Consider the following 16,961-nt stretch of genomic DNA (forward strand, 5'->3'; position numbering starts at 1 on the left):
CGTCAACCCGGCAACCACCTCCCGGCTGTTCGGCCTGTTCAACGAGTCTCACATGCAATACGAGGCGGATCGTGGCAATGATGTTGCCGGTGAGCCTTCACTGAGTGAGATGACCGCCAAGGCCATCGACATTCTCGATAATGATACCGATGGTTTCTTCTTGACCGTCGAGGCGGGCCGGATTGATCATGCCAGCCACGCGGGAAGTGCTTATGGCGCACTGACCGATACCATTGAACTGGCAAAAGCCGTTCAGGTGGCCGTGGATCAGACCAGTGCGGAGGATACGCTCATCATTGTGACCGCGGATCACAGCCACGTATTGACGATGGCGGGTTATCCCAGGCGCGGTAACCCGATTCTGGGCAAGGTCGTGGGTATTGAGGAAGATCAGCCTGCACTGGCGGCGGATGACCTGCCATACACTACGCTGGGCTACGCCAATGGCCTTGGCATGCGAGATTATGGAAGTGAGACTGATGCGGACCGTACCTATGGTGACCCTGTCAACGCCGGAAGAATGGATCTGACCAATGTGGATACCACCACACCGGGCTATCATCAGGAGGCATTGGTGCCGCTTGGTAGTGAGACTCACGCTGGAGAGGACGTAGGCATTTATGCCCGGGGCCCGGGCGCCAACCTGCTGACTGGCACCAATGAGCAGAACATGATCTATCATGTCATGGATTATGCGGCCGACATCAGCGGGGCTGCCAATCAGGAGGTTCAATAACCCCGGAAAGGTTGACGTTTTTTAGAGCATTAGATCCGCGCTGAAAACACCGTAAATCCGGCCCACCTGGTAACAGAGTGGGTCGGGTTTGCGGTTTTTTGTTTCAGAAAACCCTTTTCCTGCCGATAAGCCAGTTGAATACACTAAAGTATGAGTTATTAACTCACATCAATTCTTTAGTTTCCACGATGGCCTTAAATAACAAAATGTTGGCAGAAGCAACGATAAAGAAGAGGTTTCTATGGGGTTACTGGATCGGGCTTCAATACTATGGGGGGTGGCGGTTGCCGTTGTTCTTGCGATCATCAGTGCAGTGGTGGCGCCTTTGCTAGGTCTTGAACCAGCATCAACACTGGTTGGGCTGGTGGTTGGCCTTGTGGCCGCTGGCGGCTTTCTGATCGTCCGGGTGCTGGAGCCGACCGAACGCGGGCTCAAGGCCCTGAACGATGGCACCCTGGCAGAAGATCATCCGCTCCGGGCCCAGTGTCGGCAGTTGCTTTCCGATGCGAAAGCCGGGCGGGCTCTGGTGGAAACCCTCTCCGGAAGCGCGGACAGGAACGCTATTTCCGCCGCCCAGGTCTCCTTCGCCGCAGACCAGCTCAAGATCCGGCTGGACCGTCAGGTGGAAGAAACCGCCCAGATGGCCGATTACGCGGGCCAGATTACCGAGACCGTCCGGGAGTCCTCCGAGCAGGCGACCGATGCCGCCACCATGGCTCTCCAGAACAAGCAGGTCAGTATCGAGGGGCGCGAAGCGCTGATCTCGGCCATTGACAGTGTGCGCGCGGTACACCAGCAGTCCGGTGAGAATCTCCGGCTGATCCAGGAGCTGAACGAGAAGTCCAGCAAGATCCAGGGCGTGACCGCCACCATTCAGGGTATTGCCGAGCAAACCAATCTGCTTGCACTCAATGCGGCCATTGAGGCCGCCCGTGCGGGTGATCAGGGCCGGGGCTTTGCCGTGGTGGCGGATGAGGTTCGACAGCTGGCGGGGCGCACTGCACAAGCGACCAGCGAAGTGGCGGAAACCCTGGAAGAAATCCAGGGTGATACTTCCCTGATCGTTGCCCGAATTGAGGACCTGGCCCGCTCCGTGGAGCAGGGGCTGACATCCGTTGAAAGCGTTGGCGCGCAGCTGGATCTGATTCGCGACCAATCCGACCGGGTGCAGCAGCAGGTTGCCCGTATTGCAGAGATTGACCAGGCCAATGAGCAGAGTCTGGAACAGGTGTTCTCTGTCATTGAATCGGTGCGAGATCATATTGCAGAAAGTGACAGCAGTGTGGCTTCTCTGGCGGGCCAGGCGGCCACCCTGATGGAACTGGCGGAAAACGCCAATGCCGCGTTCGCGTTGAACAGTAGTCAAAGTTACCACCGATCGTTCTTTGATCAGGCGCGTGCGGGAGCCGCCCAGATCGGTGAGCTTTTTGAGCAGGCCATTCAGCAGGGCAAACTGAGCGAATCGGCCCTATTCGAGAAGAAGCGAGAGCCGATCCCGAACACCAACCCCCAGCAATACAGCAGCGCCTTCGACCGTTTCACTGACCAGGTGCTGCCAGCGTTGCAGGAGAGCATCAAGAATTCCCACGATGCCATCGTCTTCTCCATTGCCTGCGCCCCGGATGGCTACGTGCCAACCCACAATCGGGATTTTGCCCACCCGCCCACCGGTAACCCCGAAGTGGATCTGGTGAAAAGCCGGAGCAAGCGACTGTTCAATGATCGCACCGGTATTCGTTGCGGCAGTCACACTCAGGACATGCTGTTGCAAACCTACCGGCGCGATACCGGTGAGATCATGCATGACCTGTCGGTGCCCATCTATGTCAACGGCAAGCACTGGGGTGGTTTCCGGATAGGTTACCGGCCTTCCGGGCACTGAGGTTCGCTGCTATGCTGCGGGTTTGGTTGAAAGGAGTTGCCCGTGGCTGAGCCTGAGTTTATTCCCGCCGAATCGAATCAGAACAAACCGCAGGGTACGGATGCTGCCCGTAATCTGGCGATTACTGTCTACATTCTGCAGGCGTTGTCGTTGTTGCTTGGGGGAGTTCTCCTCGGCTTCGTCACTGCTCTGGCCGGAGTGATCATCAACTACGTCAAGATGGATGAGGTGCGTGGCACCTGGATTGAGCCCCATTTTCGCTGGCAGATCCGCACCTTCTGGATTGGCCTGCTGTGGCTGGTCATTGGCACCCTTACCCTGATGGTGATTATTGGCTGGTTTATCCTTCTGGGGATGGCCATCTGGGTGATTTATCGCATTGTTAAAGGCGCCCTGGCGCTGAACGACGGCAAGGCACCCGAGTAACGGGACGCTCAGTCTTCGGTGACCTCTTTCAGGCGCAGGGCGCTGACCATTCCGGTAAAGCCCATCAGCCCCAGCACAATAATCACTGCCACGTCTGAAATCAGCGACAGCGCGGCGGTTAGCCCCCCGGTTACCAGCAGCAGAACCCCGATCACCGTATTGCTGACGGCGGTATAATCTGTGCGTTTGTTGCCTCCGGCCATATCCACCAGGTAGGTTTTACGCCCCAGGCGCACGCCGGCATGGACGATGCTCAGAACAAAGAATGCGGCGGGGTAGAACCAGGCACCACCTACACCCGGCCCGAAGATCAAGGCACTGAAGCCCACCAACAGGCAGACGGCGCTGGCCATGGCTGCGCCCCGTATGATGACCCGCCGGCTTGAGGTATCTGCCGCCCAGCCCCAGAAACTGGCACTGACCGAGCTGGCCAGGCTACTGGCCAACAGAAACACCCCAAGCATCCAGCCGACATCCGATTGCTTCTGAGCCAGCACTACGAAATAGGGCGACGCCAAGGCCGAGCATAGCAGCAGGGCACGGGTTACCACGAAGTGGCGAAAGGGCGCATCGTCTCTCAGCAGAGACAAACTCTGAATGGCTTCGGTCATGGCATTGTTGCCGCCGCCGGTTTCACCGGGGAATTCTTCCACACTGGCAAACAGAGAACCGGCGATCACCCACAGCACCGCAGCGAGCAGCAGAAGCAGGCTGTAGAACCCGAGGGTTGGATCGCCACGATCCCAGAAAAGCAGAGCGGTCATGGCGACCGTCAGGGAGCCGCCAATGGTGGTGGCAAGGCCAGACAACCGGCCCCGACGGGTTTTCGGGATGCACTTGCCCTGAACGTCTTTCATGGCCACCGAGCAAAAGCCCCGGGCCAGGGAAAACACCACTAACCCTGCAATGATGCCCAGGCCGGCAGCATAACCTTCCAGAAACCAGACGCTGGCGGCCATACCAACCACGCTGACTGACTGCCCGAAGCTACCCAGTGTCCAGAACCACTTCCGCACCGCCTTGCGCCGAACCCAGGCGGCAATCACCATTTGTGGCACCATGGAACCGGATTCCCGTATCGGCACCAGCCAGGCCACCAGGGCAGGGGCACCGACGGCGCTCATCATCCACGCCAGCACGGTTTTCGGGCTGATCAGCAAGTCGCCGAGCTTGGTCAGTACGTTACTGAAAAGAATCAGAAAGAAGTTATGGGGCACTTCCCGGCAGGCATCCTCCGGAATGTCTTTGCAGACCCGTGCGTCTTCTTCGTTGGCGATCAGGCTGTAAAGCTGGTCAACCGTTGCTTTGTTCTGGCTGGACAATGTTTTTACTCCCGTGGTCAGGCCCGCAAGCATAGCAGGACATTCGGCGTGGCTTAACCGTCTGCCGGGTTGCCTGTGGCTTGCCGCTGGTGCTTAATGGGCACCTGAAAGCAGGAGCCCCATATGCTGAGTTACCTTCACGCCTTCCACGCCGGCAACTTTGCGGATGTACAGAAACATGCCGCATTAACCCTGGCGCTGGCCATGATGCAGGCCAAGAAAACACCCATTGCCTGTTTTGATACCCATGCCGGCAGTGCGGTTTACGACCTGACCGGTGAGCGCGCCCGAAAAACCGCCGAGGCGGACACCGGTGTACAGCGCCTGTGGCGGTTACGGAACAGCCTGTCATCGCCGGACTGGCAGCCCATGCTGGAGGTTCTGGCCAGCGAAAATCCTGCTAGCGGTGAATTGGCGACGTATCCCGGCTCGCCGGCCTGGCTGGCGGGCTTTGCCCGTGATGCCGATACGGTCATCGCCTTTGAACTGCACCCTACCGAGGGCCAACAACTGGCTGGCTGGGCCCGGGATGCGGGAGTTCGTGTGGTGCAGCAGGACGGCCTGAAAGGTTTGCTGCAGAAACTGCCGCCGCCCCAGCCCCGGCTGCTGACGCTGATTGATCCCTCCTACGAAATCAAAAGTGATTACACCTCAGTGGCCGAAACCCTCACCAAGGCATGGAAAAAGTGCCGCCATGGGGTCTATCTTGTCTGGTATCCGATACTGACCAGTGGCTTGCAGGAGCAGCTGGTTTCTGCCCTGAAAGGCGGTGAAGTGCGTAAGGTTCTGCGCAGCGAAGTGATGCTGGATACGCCGCCGGAGCGGGGCATGGTTGGCTCAGGTATGCTGGTGGTGAATCCGCCCTGGGGCTTTGAACAACGCTTTGCGGCCATGATGGACGAGTTGCAGGGCGAAAACGGGTTGGGGTGGTCGTCTTCGGTCACCTGGCTGGTTCCCGAATAATCTGGCTGGAGTAGCATCTTTGACATCCGAGACCGCTCAGGAAAACCCCTGCCTGAACAGTTACAACTGGTGACCGGCTTGCCGGGGCAGGAGATCAGCTTGTCGCTGGCGCGGTTCCAGCGTGCCGACCTGGTCACGCAGGGCGACACCGCAGGCGCGTTCAGGGTTACTCCGCTGGGCTATCCCGCCGTGCGTAAATATCTGCAGTCCCGGGGTTACCCGGTCGACGGTTTCTAGGAGGCTATGATGGGCGATCTTGATATCAAGGGTGCATTGTCATCCATAACCTCTGAAGCCTTGCTGGAAGCCGCTATCCTGGTGGTGATAGCGTCGCTGCTGATTATCATCCTCACCATCACCATGGTGGTGCCGGCTCTGGTGGAGCCATCATTCGAAAATATGGTGGCGATCTTCGGTGCCCTGGGCCTGGCCCTGGGCCTGGCCCTGGGCTTTGCCTTCAAAGACTACGCCAACAGCCTGATTGCCGGCATCGTCACCCTGTACGAAATGCCTTACCGGCCCGGCGACTGGATTGAAGTGAACGGCGAGTATGGCGAGGTGCGTTCCATCGGCACCCGGGCTGCGGAAGTATGCCTGGAGCAGGGCGTGCGAATGGTGTCCAAACGGGTGACAGACCCGTCTTAGCAATTGTCCGGCCCTGTAACATAAAAAAGCCCCGCAAAGGCGGGGCAACTGACGAACCGGATGCTGGTTTGCTTACATCAGGGCGTCAACACGGTTGCGAACTTTCGGCTCGCTGCTGTAGGCGGTTGCGATGGAGTTGTAGGTGGGGATGTCGATACCTACGTCTTCAATCACGGAAACCATTTTGTCGTTGGCTTCCATCTGCAGTTCCTGGGCTTTTTGCTGGGAGTCCGCCGCTTCGATCTTCTGGATGTACTCTTCGCGCACTTCCATGACACCTTCCTGGGCTTCGATGAAGTCTTTCAGCTGAGCATCGCTGAAGTTGGTGTCCTGGGTGCCCGCTGCGGCCGGGTCAGAATAGCCGGAACCCTGGGTTTGCTGGGCTGCCGGCTCTTGCTGGTTCTGCTGTGCCATCGCGGGTGCCGCGGCCAGAAGTGCCAGGGATGCGGTTACAGATACGAGTAGCTTGTTCATAGGTCAGGCTCCTTTCGCTTTAACGGGTCGGGGGAAGAATTTAGTGTTCCCCGATTTCAGTGACTGACGGTCAGTGTATTGCAGTCGCTGTGCCAACTTTTCCAAATTAAATAATATTCTTTTAAATCAATTGGTTACTTGTTTGTCTGGCATTACAGGTGAGTAACTTGGGTTGTGGCAAAATGTCACATGTGTCAAAAATGGTGTGACACTTCTTGTGAAGGACAGGTTTATGGTTTCCCTTGGCCGGCGCTTCCGGGATTTATTCCGCTCCCTGCAGCTGACTCTGGTGCTGAGTATCGTTGTGCCCCTGCTCTTATTCAGTGGCATCGCCATCTACATCGGGCTGGGGGCGGTGGAGCGGGCCCTGAATGACCGGCTCAGGGAAGACCTCGAACTGGTCGCCCGCGCCGTCACCGGGCCGGTTGCCAATGCCCTGTCCCAGGGTGACGAGCTGGTCTTGGGGGAGTCCCTGAAATCCATTTTCCAGATCGGCCGTATTTCCGGGGCCTCGGTGTTTGATGATGCCGGTAACCGGGTGGCCAGCCTGGGGGTGGCGGATTCAGATGTCACCAACAGCGCCAGTGCGGAGAAGGTGATCACCAGCGGTGAGCTGGGGGGAGCCTTCCGCCGGGTCGACGGCGAATCGGTGTTTTCCCAATTCACCCCGCTGGTGGGCGAGGACGGCCGTATACAGGGGCTGCTCCAGGTTACCCGCCAGCGCAGCGATTTCCATGACCTGGTTGCCTCATCCCGATGGTGGGCAGTGAGTATCTGGTCGGCCTTGTCGGCCATCATCATCCTTGTGGTTGTACTCGGCCATTACCGGACCGTTGGCCGGCATGTGAACCGTTTACTGGAAAACATGGCAGGCCTTGCGCCCGGCCAATGGGTATTGGCGGTGCCACCGTCCGGCCCCCGGGAAATCCGGCAGATACACAAAGGCATTCTCGAGCTGGGCCGCCGGATGGCGGGCGCGGAATCGGAAATCGAGGGTCGTATTGCCCGGGAGCGGGCGCTGGCCGAGCAGCTGGAGTATCAGGAAAAAGTCGCCATGATCGGCCGGGTTGCCGGCGGGGTGGCCCATGAACTGGGGGCACCGCTGAATGTGATTCAGGGCCGGGCCCGAATCCTTGCCCGCTCCGGCTTGCCGGAGGACCAGCAACGCCACCTGAGCGATATTGAGCACCAGGTCAGCCGTATGACCGCCATTATCCAGCAATTGCTGGATTGTTTCCGGCATGTGCCCGATTCCCGCAGGCCACTGGATTTGTCTTCGGTGCTGGCGGATGTGATGCAGCGGGTGGAGGACGATAACCGCTGCGCAGCCAGAACCCTGGAAACCGAAGGCCTTGATGCGGCTATGCCGGTACGGGCGGAGCCTTTGCGGGTGGGGCTGGCTTGCCTGAATGTGATTCGCAACGCCTGTCAGTCTGCACAGTCACGGTTACGAGTGTCTGCCCACGATGCCGGCGACTGCTGGGAAGTGCGGGTGGAAGACGATGGTCCCGGCATTCCCGAGCCGCAACGGGCGCAGATTTTCGAGCCCTTCTACAGCACCCGGGCCGCCGGTGAAGGCACGGGGCTCGGGCTGGCAGTGGTCAGCAGTGTGCTGAAAGAACACGGAGGCCGGGTGGATGTGGGCAGCTGTGATCTGGGTGGCTGCCGCATGAGCCTGTATTTCCCCAAGGAGTCCGAGTGATGTCTGCAACAGCTGCCACCATTATGCTGGTGGAAGATGATCCCAGCCTGGGCCAGCTCCTGGCCGAGGAGCTGGAAATGGATGGCTATGCCGTCGAACGTGCCGCCACTGTGCAAGAGGCCCGGGGGCTGTTGCAGCAACAGCGGCCGGCCTTGATCGTGTCGGATCTGCGGCTGCCCGATGGCGACGGTATGCAGGTGCTGGCCTTTCAGCAGGCCGAGCACCCCGGCATCCCTTTTATTGTGATCACCGCCTTTGGCACCGTAGACCAGGCGGTTGAGGCCTTGAAGGCGGGAGCGGATGACTTTCTCACCAAGCCGTTGTCGACTGACCATTTGCGGCTGAAAATCAAACGATTGCTGGCACAGGCCGATGTGAACCGGCAACTAGCAGAAATCCAGTCCCGCCAGCAGGGTGAACAGAATATGGGGCTGGTGGGTGACAGCCCGGCCATGGAGCGCCTTCGGGGTGAAATTCGCCAGGTGGCCCGCAGCCAGGCGGCGGTGCTTATTAACGGTGAGAGCGGCACCGGTAAAGAACTGGTAGCCCGTGCCATTCACACTCAGAGTGACCGGGCGGAAAGGGCGTTCCTGGCGGTGAACTGCGCCGGCATTCCGCCAGACCTGATGGAAAGCGAGTTTTTCGGCCACGAAGCCGGCGCCTTTACCGGCGCCCGCCAGGCCCGCAAAGGCCTGTTCGCCGAAGCCAGTGGTGGTACCTTGCTGCTGGACGAGATCGGTGAAATGCCGCTGTCACTGCAAGCCAAGCTGCTGCGGGTGCTGCAGGAAGGCGCCATCAAGCCGGTCGGGGCGGATCACGAAGAAACCGTGGATGTGCGCATTCTGGCGGCTACCCATGTAAACCTGATGAAGGCCGTTGAAGGCGGGCTGTTCCGGGAAGATTTGTACTACCGCCTGGAAACCCTCGCGCTGCAGGTGCCGCCACTGCGGGACCGGGATGAAGACGTGGAAATGCTGGCCATGCACTTCCTGAAAGAAGCCTGCCGGCGACACAACCGGGGGTTCATCAAGTTCAGCGATGTCACTCTGCGGGTGCTCCGGGACTATCCGTTCCCGGGAAATGTCCGGGAGTTGTCCAGCGCCATTGAACGGGCGGTGACCTTCTGTGATGGCGACACCATCCAGCCGGAGCATCTGCCAGAGCGGATTCGCAAGCGGCAAAGTTCGCTTCAGGCGCCCCCGGCTGACCCTGTGGCCGATAACATCCCGGAATGGCCTACACTGGAAGCCCTGCAGCAGGACTATGTGCGCAAGGTGATGGCGGCGGTTGATGGCAACAAGCGCCGTGCTGCACAGATCCTCGGTATTAACCGGCGGACACTCTATCGCTGGCTCGAAACCAATCCGGAGCAGAATTCATGAAAAACCAGAAGCAGGCCATGTTGTTTGGTCTGGGTACTGTATTGCTTTGGTCTACCGTGGCTACGGCGTTCAAGCTGGCCCTGGCGGACCTGGCTCCGGTGCAGATGCTGCTGGTGGCCTGTGCCGCCTCCATTATGGTGATGGGCGGAGCGTTGGTGATCATGGGACGCTGGCAGGAGGTGTTCCAGCTTTCCCGCCGCCAGTACCTTCAGTCTATCGGTATGGGGCTGATCAATCCCTGCTTGTATTATTTCCTGTTGTTCGGCGCCTTTGACCGGTTGCCGGCCCAGGAGGCTCAGCCCCTGAACTACACCTGGGCGCTGGTGCTGGCGTATCTGTCTGTGCCGTTCCTGGGCCAGAAGCTGCGCCGTATCGATATCCTGGCCGGGCTGGTGTGCTATGCCGGGGTAGTGGTGATTGCCACTCGCGGCGCGGTTACCTCTCTGAGTTTTTCAGACCCGCTGGGGGTCTCCCTGGCGCTGGGCAGTACGGTGGTCTGGGCGTCTTACTGGATTATTGCCACCCGGGACACCCGTGACCCTGTAGTTGGCCTGTTCCTGAATTTCCTGTTTGGCCTGCCGGTGATCGCCCTGGTGTGCTGGTATACCGTCGGGTTGGAATTTCCTTTAGGTGGCTCGCTGGCAGCGGCCCTGTACGTGGGGGTGTTCGAGATGGGGATTGCCTTTGTGCTCTGGTCCCAGGCCATGAAAAAGGCGGAAAATACGTCGAAAGTGAGTAATCTGATCTTCATCTCCCCGTTTTTATCACTGGTGTTTATCTATTTCATTCTGGGTGAGGTGATTCTGCCATCCACCTACGTGGGGCTGGTGCTGATTATTGCCGGGCTCTGGCTGCAGCAGAAAAAAGTGAAACAACGGGAGCAGGCGCTGGGACATGGCTGAGGGCTGGTTTCTGTACCTGGTGCGTACCGCCTCTGGTGCGCTGTATACCGGAATTACCACCGACGTTGGGCGGCGCTTCGCCGAGCATCAGGCCGGTGCGCCCAAGGGGGCCCGCAGCTTGCGCGGTAAAGGCCCGTTGACCCTGGAGTTCCAGGCCCCGGCCGGAGATCGCAGCCGGGCCTCGAAACTGGAATGGCAGGTAAAACGCTGGCCCCGGGTTCGAAAAGAAGCGCTCCTGAAGGGCGAAGTCAGCCTGCCAGATGACGCCTGATATGGTCGGCGGCCACGGCCACGGCTTCGGTGGCCCGGTCCAGCTGGCCGCTGTGTACCTGGAACACATGCCACAGGCTGTTGTAGATCTCCAGCGTAGTGTCCACACCGTCGCGCTTGGCCACTGCCGCCAGCCGGGTGGCATCATTCAGTAGTATTTCCTGGCTGCCCACCTGAATGAGCAGCGGTGACAGGCCGCTCAGGTCACCGAACACCGGTGAAATCATCGGATTGGTCAGGGGTGTCTGGCCGCCATACAGGCGGGCCGCATTTTTGGTCCAGCTGGCGTGCAAGACCGGTTCGCATTCCGGTTGGTAGAGCTGTTGCTGGGTCAGGTCCGTCCACGGGGAAAAACAGGTGATGGAAGACGGCAACGGCTTGTTCTGGTCCCGCAGGCGCATGGCGAGGACTAACGACAGCCCACCCCCGGCCGAATCGCCCGCCAGCGCCACCGAGCTTGCCGGAATGCCCTGGCTCAGCAGTGCCCGGTAAACCGATTCTGCGTCATCCGGTGCGGCCGGGTAGGGATGTTCCGGTGCCAGCCGGTAATCCGGAACGATCACTTCACAACCGCTCAGCTTCGCCAGGTGCCCGGCAATGCCTTTGTGGGTGGCGGCCGAACCGATGATATAGCCACCTCCGTGCAGGTACAGGATGGTGCCGATTGCCGGTTGCGCGGGCGTAGCCCTCAGTACCGGCACATTACCAAGGTCGTCTTTGCGGAAGCGGACATCACGGGGAGGAACCGAGCTGCGATAGGCCTGGCGAACCAGCCGGCGTTGCAGTGACAGCGGTACAGCATTCGAGAGCATGGGGCGCACCAGGCGGTGCATGGTCTGGCGTAACCCTGCCTCAAGAAGCGGCTGGAACATCTGTGTTCTCCCTCGTGAATGGGTTAGGATGACGGTCAATTATTGATTCATGACAGGCGTTTAACTCTACGTGTACTGGAAAACAGATACCATAGAAATACCGAATTGGGACAGACATTCCCTGCTGGAGCGTCTGGAGCCTTTCGACCCGGCCGAGCGCCGGGACCTCAGTGTTGAGATGGAAGCCTATTGCCGTTTTTACGGCCTGGATCTCTGGGTGGAGCACCCGGAGGTGGCTTACCATCAGGGCTACGTAAAGGCAGACCGGCACGAAGTCATGGTGCATTACTTCCGGCTGCCAGAGGCGGCAGGGAGCAAGGGCACGGTGTTCATCCTGCATGGTTATTTTGACCACGTGGGGCTGTATACCCAGCTGATTGACCGTTGCCTGGGCGCCGGTTTTGACGTGCTGACCTACGACCAGCCCGGGCACGGGCTGTCCAGCGGCACACCGGCAGCCATTGGCAGTTTCCTGGAATACCAGGCGGTGTTGTCTGAGGTCATGGCTGAGGTGAAAGACATGGTGCGCGGGCCCTGGTTTGCTGTGGGCCAGAGTACCGGTGGGGCGATCCTGATTGACTACCTGCTGTCCAACCACCACGACCAGGACACCTCTGCATTCCGGAGAGTGGTCCTGCTGGCGCCTCTCGTTCGGCCCATGGGCTGGTTAGGTGCCAGAGTGCTGCACAGTGTGGTCAAACCGTTTCTGACCCGATGGAAGCGAGCCTTTAACGAAAACAGCGGGAATACGCGGTTTCTGCAGTTTTTGCGGGAGCATGACCCGCTCCAGGCCCGCGCGGTGCACGTTGATTGGGTAACGGCCCTGAAAAAATGGGTGCCGCACATCGAGTCGGCCAGGCCGGTGGATTTTCCGGTTACCGTGGTGCAGGGCGAGAAAGACACCACCGTAGACTGGCAGCACAATCTGCGCATTATCCGCAATAAATTTTCCTCTGTGAGGGAACGAAGAATCCCGGATGGTCGTCATCATCTGGTAAACGAAGCCCAGGATTTGCAGGCTACGGTGTTTAACACCATTATTGAAACATTCTCGGAATGAAATGGCCGGCGCCGGATCTGGCAGGGCCGCAAGAAAAACCGACGCAGGAGAAAACCATGAAGAAGACAATCCTTGCTTTCGCAGTTGCCACCGTTGGTATGAGTGGCTGCATGACGTACGACCCGTACACCGGCGAAGAGAAAACCTCTAACGCCACCAAGGGCAGCATTATCGGTGCCCTGGGCGGTGCTGTCGTGGGTGCGGCTACATCCAGCAGCAGTGATCGCGGCAAGGGTGCCCTGATCGGCGCTGCCAGTGGTGCGGCTGTCGGTGGTGGTATCGGTTACTACATGGACCGCCAGGAAGCGCAGCTGCGTCAGAAGCTGGAAGGCACCGGTGTTCGCGTCGTCCGTAATGGCGACCAGATCGAGCTGGTTATGCCTGGCAACATCACCTTTGACACAGACCAGTCCAACATCCGTTCCGGCTTTACCGGCACCCTGGAGTCTGTCGCCCTGGTGCTGAAAGAGTTCGACAAGACCATCATCCAGATTGAAGGCCACACAGACAGCACCGGTTCCGACAGCTACAACCAGCTGCTGAGTGAGCGCCGTGCTTCTTCAGTGCGGGACTTCCTGCTGAACCAGGGCATCGAGCCGCGCCGTACCCGTGCGACCGGTTATGGCGAGCGCTACCCGGTTGCTTCTAACGATACCTCAGCGGGCCGTGAGCAAAACCGTCGCGTTGAGCTGACGCTGGTGCCGATGGAGCAGTAATTCTCCGCTCCCAGCGCAAAAGAAAAACCCCGGAGGCGAAAGCCTGCGGGGTTTTTTTACGGCTGGTGAAAACCGGTTCAGAACAGAACGCGGCAGCGAATCGTGCCTTTCACCTGGCGCAGTTTTTCCAGGGCCAGTTCGCCGTAGGCCTTGTCGACATCGATAACCACATAGCCGATGTCTTCCTTGGTCTGCAGGTACTGGCCGCACACGTTGATGCTGTTCTCGGAGAACACCTGGTTGATTTCGGACATCACGCCGGGCACGTTCTCGTGAATGTGCAGCAGGCGGTGCTGGTTCGGGTGCGACGGCAGGGCGACTTCCGGGAAGTTCACGGAAGACACAGAGGTGCCGTTGTCGCTGTACATAGCCAGCTTCTCGGCCACTTCACGGCCGATGTTTTCCTGGGCTTCGATGGTGGAGCCACCCACGTGCGGGGTCAGGATGCAGTTGTCGAATTCGCGCAGCGGAGATACAAACTCTTCATCGTTGGACTTCGGCTCAACCGGGAATACGTCGATTGCTGCCCCCAGCAGTTTGCCGGAACTCAGCGCATCGGCCAGGGCGTCGATATCCACCACGGTACCGCGGGAAGCGTTCATCAGGATGCTACCCGGCTTCATCTGTGCAAACTGCTCGGCCTTGAACATGTATTTGGTCGCCGGAGTTTCCGGTACGTGCAGGGAAACCACATCGGAAATGTTCAGCAGTTCCTGCAGGGTGCCCACCTGGGTGGCGTTACCGATCGACAGCTTGGAAACCACGTCGTAGAAATACACGTCCATGCCCAGGCTCTCGGCCAGGACACTGAACTGGGTGCCGATGTTGCCGTATCCGATGATGCCCAGCTTCTTGCCACGGATTTCGTAGCTGTTCTTGGCGGACTTGGTCCACTCACCCCGATGCGCCTTGGCGCTCTTCTCGGGCACGCCACGCAGCAGCAGGATGGCCTGGGCCAGAACCAGTTCCGCAACGGAACGGGTGTTGGAGAAAGGTGCGTTGAAAACGGCAACACCACGGCGGGTTGCAGCCTGCAGGTCTACCTGGTTGGTGCCAATGCAGAAACAGCCCACAGCCACCAGCTTCTTGGCAGCTTCAAATACTTTCTCGGTCAGCTGGGTGCGAGACCGGATACCGACGAAGTGCGCATCGGCAATCTTCTCGATCAGGTCTTCCTCGCCCAGTGAGTGGGTCAGGTACTCGATGTTGGTGTAACCCGCAGCGTTCAGGGTATCAATGGCAGATTGATGCACGCCTTCCAGCAGCAGGATCCGGATTTTGCTCTTTTCGAGAGACGTATTTGACATGGGCTAGCTTCCGAACCTTTCGTCACGTGAAATGACTGCGGCCGGGGATCGTCAACCCGGCTCACAGAACAGGGGCGGTATGATACCATAAACGGAGATTTTCACAGCGCGCCGGTTTGCCTGAATCAATTCTTTGTGAACGTTTTCTGACCACGCGCGGGCCCAACCTGAGAGACAGACGCACCCATGAATTCCGAACAGATCATTGCTTCCCTTAAAGAGCTGATGGCCACAGGCGATGCCCCGGGCAAGGTTCTGACCGATCCGGCCGACCTCGACACCTATGGCAAGGACTGGACCAAGATCCACCCGCCCATGCCCCTGGCGATCGTGCTGCCGAAGACCACCGAGCAGGTGCAGGCAGTGGTGAAGTTTGCCAACGAGCACAAGGTGGCCCTGGTGCCTTCCGGCGGGCGTACCGGCCTGAGCGCCGGCGCCGTTGCCGCCAACGGCGAGGTGGTAGTGGCGTTCGATAACATGAACCAGATCCTGGAATTCAATGCCAGCGACCGCACGGTGCGTTGCCAGGCGGGCGTGGTCACCGAGCAGCTGCAGAACTTCGCCGAAGAAAATGGCCTGTACTACCCGGTGGACTTCGCCTCTGCCGGTTCCAGCCAGCTGGGCGGCAACCTGTCTACCAACGCCGGCGGCATCAAGGTGATCCGCTACGGCATGAGCCGGGACTGGGTGGCCGGCCTGAAAGTGGTTACCGGCAAGGGTGACATCCTGGACCTTAACAAGGACCTGGAAAAGAACAACACCGGCTACGACCTGCGCCACCTGTTTATCGGCGCCGAGGGCACCCTGGGCTTCATTACCGAAGCCACCATGAAGCTTACCCGCCAGCCGGATAACCTCACGGTACTGGTGCTGGGTCTGGGCGACCTGACCAACACCATGGACGTGCTGCAGAAGTTCCAGAGCAAGCTGGACCTGACCGCCTACGAATTTTTCTCCCACCAGGCCATGAACCACGTACTGGCCCACGGCCAGGTGCAGGCCCCGTTTGAAACCGAAGCGCCTTACTATGCGCTGCTGGAATTCGAGGCGGTTTCGGATCAGGTGATGGACGATGCCATGTCCCTGTTCGAACACTGCGTAGAAGAGGGCTGGGTGCTGGATGGGGTGATCAGCCAGAGCGAAACCCAGGCCCAGAACCTGTGGCAGCTGCGGGAGCGGATCTCCGAATCTATCGCCCCGCGCATTCCCTATAAAAACGACATCTCTGTGGTGGTCTCGAAAGTGCCGGGCTTCCTGCAGGAAATCGATAATGTTGTAACCGAGCATTACCCGGATTTCGAAATCATCTGGTTCGGCCACATCGGCGACGGCAACCTGCACCTGAACATCCTGAAGCCGGAAGACATGGCCAAGGAAGACTTCTTCGAGAAGTGCCAGCAGGTGAACAAGTGGGTGTTCGAGATTGTCGAGCGTTACCAGGGCAGTGTGTCTGCTGAACATGGCGTAGGCATGACCAAAAAGCCCTACCTGCACTACACCCGCAGCGAGGCGGAAATCGCCTATCTTAAGGGTATCAAGCAGGTGTTCGACCCCAACGGTATCATCAACCCGGGCAAGATCTTCGACTGATGCAAGAGCACATCGTTGTACTCACCGGCGCTGGCATCAGCGCCGAAAGCGGCCTCTCCACCTTCCGCGACAACGGCGGGTTGTGGGAGCAGCACAGTGTGTACGACGTGGCCACACCGGAGGCGTTCGAGCGCAACCGTGACCTGGTGTTACGGTTCTACAACGAACGCCGCCGGCAGTTACTGTCGGTCCAGCCGAACCCGGCCCACCGCCTGCTAGCCGAACTGGAAAACCGCTACCGGGTTACCGTAGTCACCCAGAACGTGGATAACCTGCACGAGCGGGGCGGCTCCTCCAATGTGCTGCACCTGCACGGCGAGCTCACCAAGGCGCGCAGCTCGGTGAATCCCGAGCTGATCTACGATATCGGCTACAACGACATCAAGCCCGGTGACACCTGTGACCTGGGTGCCCAGCTCCGGCCGCACATCGTCTGGTTTGGTGAAGAAGTACCGATGCTGGATGCCGCTGCAGAAGTGGTGCGCACGGCAGACCAGTTACTGATTGTGGGAACGTCACTACAGGTATACCCAGCTGCCGGGCTGGTCTACGAAGTGGACATCGATGCGCCCATCACCGTGATTGATCCGGGAGAACCAGCCTCGGTTTCCAGGGCACGGGTAATTCGTAAAGGTGCCAGCGATGGCTTGAATGAGTGGGTCAGAATGTTGGGCTAGCACCCATGTTGGGAGTGCTGCTATGGGGAAGGCTT

At 59.2% G+C, this 16,961-nt stretch carries 17 protein-coding genes; 13 read left to right on the top strand and 4 right to left on the bottom strand.

Going from position 1 to position 16,961, the window contains the following annotated elements; genetic code table 11:
• From AC13DJ_RS02005 to AC13DJ_RS02015, 3 genes are all read left to right on the top strand, one after another.
• On the top strand, window positions 1-736 hold a 736-nt coding region (locus AC13DJ_RS02005; protein ID WP_482936968.1), incomplete at its 5' end, for an alkaline phosphatase.
• Window positions 737-977: 241 nt separating this feature from the next.
• Window positions 978-2,618 carry a methyl-accepting chemotaxis protein gene (locus tag AC13DJ_RS02010; protein WP_482932939.1) on the top strand — a complete coding sequence of 547 codons (1,641 nt, stop codon included), beginning with the start codon at window positions 978-980 and terminating at the stop codon, window positions 2,616-2,618.
• 42 nt (window positions 2,619-2,660) lie between these two features.
• Entirely contained in the window at window positions 2,661-3,044 is a 384-nt protein-coding gene (locus AC13DJ_RS02015) for a DUF4870 family protein (protein WP_474539920.1), read from the top strand.
• An 8-nt stretch (window positions 3,045-3,052) separates the two neighbouring features.
• Here the strand turns inward: AC13DJ_RS02015 and AC13DJ_RS02020 are convergent, their stop codons facing one another.
• Window positions 3,053-4,366, bottom strand: coding sequence for an MFS transporter (locus tag AC13DJ_RS02020; RefSeq protein ID WP_482932940.1), 1,314 nt, complete (start codon window positions 4,364-4,366; stop codon window positions 3,053-3,055).
• A gap of 123 nt (window positions 4,367-4,489) precedes the next feature.
• Between AC13DJ_RS02020 and AC13DJ_RS02025 the strand changes: the two genes are divergently transcribed.
• Together AC13DJ_RS02025 and AC13DJ_RS02030 are read left to right on the top strand one after the other, a co-directional pair.
• Window positions 4,490-5,329 carry a 23S rRNA (adenine(2030)-N(6))-methyltransferase RlmJ gene (locus AC13DJ_RS02025; RefSeq protein WP_474544051.1) on the top strand — a complete coding sequence of 280 codons (840 nt, stop codon included), beginning with the start codon at window positions 4,490-4,492 and terminating at the stop codon, window positions 5,327-5,329.
• 246 nt (window positions 5,330-5,575) lie between these two features.
• Entirely contained in the window at window positions 5,576-5,974 is a 399-nt protein-coding gene (locus tag AC13DJ_RS02030) for a mechanosensitive ion channel domain-containing protein (protein ID WP_482932941.1), read from the top strand.
• Window positions 5,975-6,046: 72 nt separating this feature from the next.
• Here AC13DJ_RS02030 and AC13DJ_RS02035 read toward each other — a convergent pair whose 3' ends face one another.
• Complete coding sequence (locus tag AC13DJ_RS02035; protein ID WP_286815608.1) at window positions 6,047-6,448, bottom strand: DUF4168 domain-containing protein; 402 nt, start codon at window positions 6,446-6,448, stop codon at window positions 6,047-6,049.
• 232 nt (window positions 6,449-6,680) lie between these two features.
• On the opposite strand from AC13DJ_RS02035, the gene AC13DJ_RS02040 reads away from it, so the two are divergent.
• Genes AC13DJ_RS02040 through AC13DJ_RS02055 form a run of 4 tightly spaced genes read left to right on the top strand, consistent with a single transcriptional unit; the run spans window position 6,681 to window position 10,705 of the window.
• The gene (locus AC13DJ_RS02040) at window positions 6,681-8,150 is read left to right on the top strand and encodes an ATP-binding protein (RefSeq protein ID WP_482932942.1); all 1,470 of its coding nucleotides are present in this window, start codon (window positions 6,681-6,683) and stop codon (window positions 8,148-8,150) included.
• Entirely contained in the window at window positions 8,150-9,532 is a 1,383-nt protein-coding gene (locus tag AC13DJ_RS02045) for a sigma-54-dependent transcriptional regulator (protein WP_482932943.1), read from the top strand. Before AC13DJ_RS02040 ends, AC13DJ_RS02045 begins: the two co-directional genes overlap by 1 nt.
• The gene (locus AC13DJ_RS02050) at window positions 9,529-10,434 is read left to right on the top strand and encodes a DMT family transporter (protein ID WP_474540530.1); all 906 of its coding nucleotides are present in this window, start codon (window positions 9,529-9,531) and stop codon (window positions 10,432-10,434) included. The genes AC13DJ_RS02045 and AC13DJ_RS02050 overlap by 4 nt, the downstream gene beginning before the upstream one ends.
• Window positions 10,427-10,705, top strand: a complete 279-nt coding sequence (locus AC13DJ_RS02055; RefSeq protein WP_058341381.1) for a GIY-YIG nuclease family protein — start codon at window positions 10,427-10,429, stop codon at window positions 10,703-10,705. Before AC13DJ_RS02050 ends, AC13DJ_RS02055 begins: the two co-directional genes overlap by 8 nt.
• On the opposite strand, the gene AC13DJ_RS02060 is transcribed toward AC13DJ_RS02055, so the two are convergent.
• Complete coding sequence (locus AC13DJ_RS02060; protein ID WP_058341380.1) at window positions 10,683-11,576, bottom strand: alpha/beta hydrolase; 894 nt, start codon at window positions 11,574-11,576, stop codon at window positions 10,683-10,685. The two genes, AC13DJ_RS02055 and AC13DJ_RS02060, sit on opposite strands and share 23 nt — an antisense overlap.
• A 70-nt stretch (window positions 11,577-11,646) precedes the next feature.
• Here AC13DJ_RS02060 and AC13DJ_RS02065 point away from each other — a divergent pair, with 70 nt between their 5' ends.
• Complete coding sequence (locus AC13DJ_RS02065) at window positions 11,647-12,636, top strand: alpha/beta hydrolase (protein WP_199458003.1); 990 nt, start codon at window positions 11,647-11,649, stop codon at window positions 12,634-12,636.
• A 56-nt stretch (window positions 12,637-12,692) separates the two neighbouring features.
• Complete coding sequence (locus AC13DJ_RS02070) at window positions 12,693-13,352, top strand: YiaD family glycine zipper/OmpA-like lipoprotein (RefSeq protein ID WP_476130723.1); 660 nt, start codon at window positions 12,693-12,695, stop codon at window positions 13,350-13,352.
• Window positions 13,353-13,429: 77 nt separating this feature from the next.
• Here the strand turns inward: AC13DJ_RS02070 and serA are convergent, their stop codons facing one another.
• Window positions 13,430-14,659, bottom strand: coding sequence for a phosphoglycerate dehydrogenase (serA, locus tag AC13DJ_RS02075; protein WP_476130721.1), 1,230 nt, complete (start codon window positions 14,657-14,659; stop codon window positions 13,430-13,432).
• 186 nt (window positions 14,660-14,845) lie between these two features.
• Between serA and AC13DJ_RS02080 the strand changes: the two genes are divergently transcribed.
• Window positions 14,846-16,249 (top strand): FAD-linked oxidase C-terminal domain-containing protein, encoded by a 1,404-nt coding sequence (locus AC13DJ_RS02080; RefSeq protein WP_476130719.1) that lies wholly within the window; start codon window positions 14,846-14,848, stop codon window positions 16,247-16,249.
• Window positions 16,249-16,926, top strand: a complete 678-nt coding sequence (locus AC13DJ_RS02085) for an SIR2 family NAD-dependent protein deacylase (protein WP_474540525.1) — start codon at window positions 16,249-16,251, stop codon at window positions 16,924-16,926. The genes AC13DJ_RS02080 and AC13DJ_RS02085 overlap by 1 nt, the downstream gene beginning before the upstream one ends.
• The last annotated feature ends 35 nt before the right edge of the window (window positions 16,927-16,961 follow it).

The organism is Marinobacter sp. L-46 (genome assembly GCF_056859535.1).

Coding starts and splice junctions, on each gene's coding strand:
- AC13DJ_RS02010 (WP_482932939.1), top strand. CDS start 978: ATGGGGTTACTGGATCGGGCTTCAATACTATGGGGGGTGGCGGTTGCC.
- AC13DJ_RS02025 (WP_474544051.1), top strand. CDS start 4,490: ATGCTGAGTTACCTTCACGCCTTCCACGCCGGCAACTTTGCGGATGTA.
- AC13DJ_RS02030 (WP_482932941.1), top strand. CDS start 5,576: ATGGGCGATCTTGATATCAAGGGTGCATTGTCATCCATAACCTCTGAA.
- AC13DJ_RS02035 (WP_286815608.1), bottom strand. CDS start 6,448: ATGAACAAGCTACTCGTATCTGTAACCGCATCCCTGGCACTTCTGGCC.
- AC13DJ_RS02040 (WP_482932942.1), top strand. CDS start 6,681: ATGGTTTCCCTTGGCCGGCGCTTCCGGGATTTATTCCGCTCCCTGCAG.
- AC13DJ_RS02045 (WP_482932943.1), top strand. CDS start 8,150: ATGTCTGCAACAGCTGCCACCATTATGCTGGTGGAAGATGATCCCAGC.
- AC13DJ_RS02050 (WP_474540530.1), top strand. CDS start 9,529: ATGAAAAACCAGAAGCAGGCCATGTTGTTTGGTCTGGGTACTGTATTG.
- AC13DJ_RS02055 (WP_058341381.1), top strand. CDS start 10,427: ATGGCTGAGGGCTGGTTTCTGTACCTGGTGCGTACCGCCTCTGGTGCG.
- AC13DJ_RS02060 (WP_058341380.1), bottom strand. CDS start 11,576: ATGTTCCAGCCGCTTCTTGAGGCAGGGTTACGCCAGACCATGCACCGC.
- AC13DJ_RS02070 (WP_476130723.1), top strand. CDS start 12,693: ATGAAGAAGACAATCCTTGCTTTCGCAGTTGCCACCGTTGGTATGAGT.
- serA (WP_476130721.1), bottom strand. CDS start 14,659: ATGTCAAATACGTCTCTCGAAAAGAGCAAAATCCGGATCCTGCTGCTG.
- AC13DJ_RS02080 (WP_476130719.1), top strand. CDS start 14,846: ATGAATTCCGAACAGATCATTGCTTCCCTTAAAGAGCTGATGGCCACA.
- AC13DJ_RS02085 (WP_474540525.1), top strand. CDS start 16,249: ATGCAAGAGCACATCGTTGTACTCACCGGCGCTGGCATCAGCGCCGAA.